This window comes from Mycobacterium sp. (assembly GCF_049802695.1).
Classification (GTDB): domain Bacteria; phylum Actinomycetota; class Actinomycetes; order Mycobacteriales; family Mycobacteriaceae; genus Mycobacterium.
Window position 1 is genome coordinate 1 of the sequence record NZ_JBARMY010000072.1, and the last position, 1,830, is coordinate 1,830.

General features: G+C 64.2%; 2 protein-coding genes and 1 pseudogene. 1 reads left to right on the forward strand and 2 read right to left on the reverse strand.

Annotated elements, in window-relative coordinates:
- Nucleotides 1–59 precede the first annotated feature (59 nt).
- Nucleotides 60–542, forward strand: a pseudogene (locus tag WA317_RS02635) (hypothetical protein); the annotation flags it as partial.
- Nucleotides 543–603: 61 nt separating this feature from the next.
- Here the strand turns inward: WA317_RS02635 and WA317_RS02640 are convergent.
- Both WA317_RS02640 and WA317_RS02645 read right to left on the reverse strand, forming a co-directional pair.
- Nucleotides 604–750, reverse strand: a complete 147-nt coding sequence (locus tag WA317_RS02640; protein ID WP_425171560.1) for a DUF1059 domain-containing protein — start codon at nucleotides 748–750, stop codon at nucleotides 604–606.
- Nucleotides 751–778: 28 nt separating this feature from the next.
- Nucleotides 779–1,360: an HhH-GPD-type base excision DNA repair protein gene (locus tag WA317_RS02645; RefSeq protein ID WP_425171561.1), complete on the reverse strand. Its 582-nt coding sequence runs from the start codon at nucleotides 1,358–1,360 to the stop codon at nucleotides 779–781.
- Nucleotides 1,361–1,830: the final 470 nt, after the last annotated feature.

Below are 1,830 nucleotides of genomic sequence, written 5' to 3' on the forward strand. Positions count from 1 at the left end.
CGGACACGTGATGTGCGTCTTCATGTCGCCGCCTTCCGATTCACTTCTGAATTCACTTGCCGGCCGCCGCCCCCACGGCACCTGCGGGCGGAGCTCCGGCGCCTGCTGCGGCCACACCCGGTTTCGCTCCGGACTCCCCGCCCACGCAGGACTTCATGTACCCGTCGATCGGCCAGGCCTGCCTGCCCGACGGCGGCAACTCGATCGCGCCGGCGTTGTCGGTGGCCGGTCCGGCGAAGATCCCCACCCCCGGCCCCGGCCAAGGGCAGACCGCTTATGTGTTCACCGCGGTCGGCACGTCCGGACCGGGGGACGTGCAGAAGCTGCCGCTGAATGTCACGTGGGTCAACCTGACCACCGGTAAGTCGGGCAGCGCCACCCTCAAACCGCGGCCCGACATCAACCCCGACGGGCCGACGACCTTGACCGCGATCGCCGACACCGGCTCAGGCAGCATCATGTCGACGATCTTCGGGCAGGTCACCACCAGGGATAGGCAGTGCCAGTTCATGCCCACCATCGGCTCGACGGTTGTGCCCTGACGCTCTGAGCACCTATCCGCCGTCGCGCACGCATCGTGGTGTGCGCGACGGCGGATAGGCCTTAGTAGGCCATGAAGAGAATGGAGTCGCGGTCGTATTCCAGGCCGGGGTGAACGTCGGCGAGGTGCGCCTGGGTCAGTTCGACCAGCTCATCCTCGTCTTTGCCCGCGATGGCCTCGCCGCACGGACACGTGATGTGCGTCTTCATGTCGCCGCCTTCCGATTCACTTCTGAATTCACTTGCCGGCCGCCGCCTTGGCGGCTTTCATCTGCTTCTTGTAAGACCGCACCTCGTCCAGCGAACTGGCGTCGACAATGTCGGCCACCGACAAGTGGGTGCCGGCCTTGCCGAACTCCCCGGCAGCGGCCCGCCAGCCCGTCGGCGTCACACCGTACTGCTTGCCCAGCAGCGCCAGGAAAATCTTCGCCTTCTGGTCACCGAACCCGGGCAACCCTTTGAGCCGACGCAGTAACTCGGCCCCGTCCGGCTCCCCGGCCGTCCACAACGCCGCCGCGTCACCGTCGTAGCGGTCGACGATGAGCTGGGCGAGCGTCTGGATCCGCTTGGCCATCGAACCAGGAAATCGGTGAATCGCCGGTCGCTCCGAACACAACGCGGCGAACTTGTCCGGGTTGTAGTCCGCGATTTGCTGGACATCAAGGCCGCCCATCCGGTCAGCGATCTTCTTCGGGCCGGCGAACGCCGCTTCGAGCGGAATCTGCTGATCTAATACCATCCCGATCAGCAATGCCAGCGGGTTCTCCGACAGCAGTTCGTCGGCCTCAGGCTCCTGAGCCAGGCAGAGCTTTACAGTCAAAGCGTTCCTCTCACCGAGCCTGAACTGGTGACGGGCGGTAGCCCTGGACGACATCGGGGTGGCAACACTAGCCGACCAGCCATCAGAATGCAGCAGCTTGTCAAAGGAGGCGAGGCATCACATCAAAAGGCGGTCAGAATGCCAGGATCGAACATCGCAACGAAGTCGGTAGCGGTCGCGTCGAAGTCAGCGCCGAGCGTCGCTTCGCGTCGATCAGCGAGAAGTCGGTCGAGAACGCGGTCGCCCCTTGGCTACTGAGATCACGCTTGGGTGCTGCTGGCTGGATTGCTAGGGGCACACATGTTGGCCGCGAAACCTGTTGACAGAATCTCGGTCTCGCGTGCCAGCTAGACATCCCAGGTGCGTAGGTTGTCAAGCGGCTTGGATTTCGGGGCCGGTTTGACGGTGTGCCCAGGCTTGGTGTTCGTTGTAGTGAGTTCGGTGGCGTAGGCAGCCGTGGAGGATGCCGA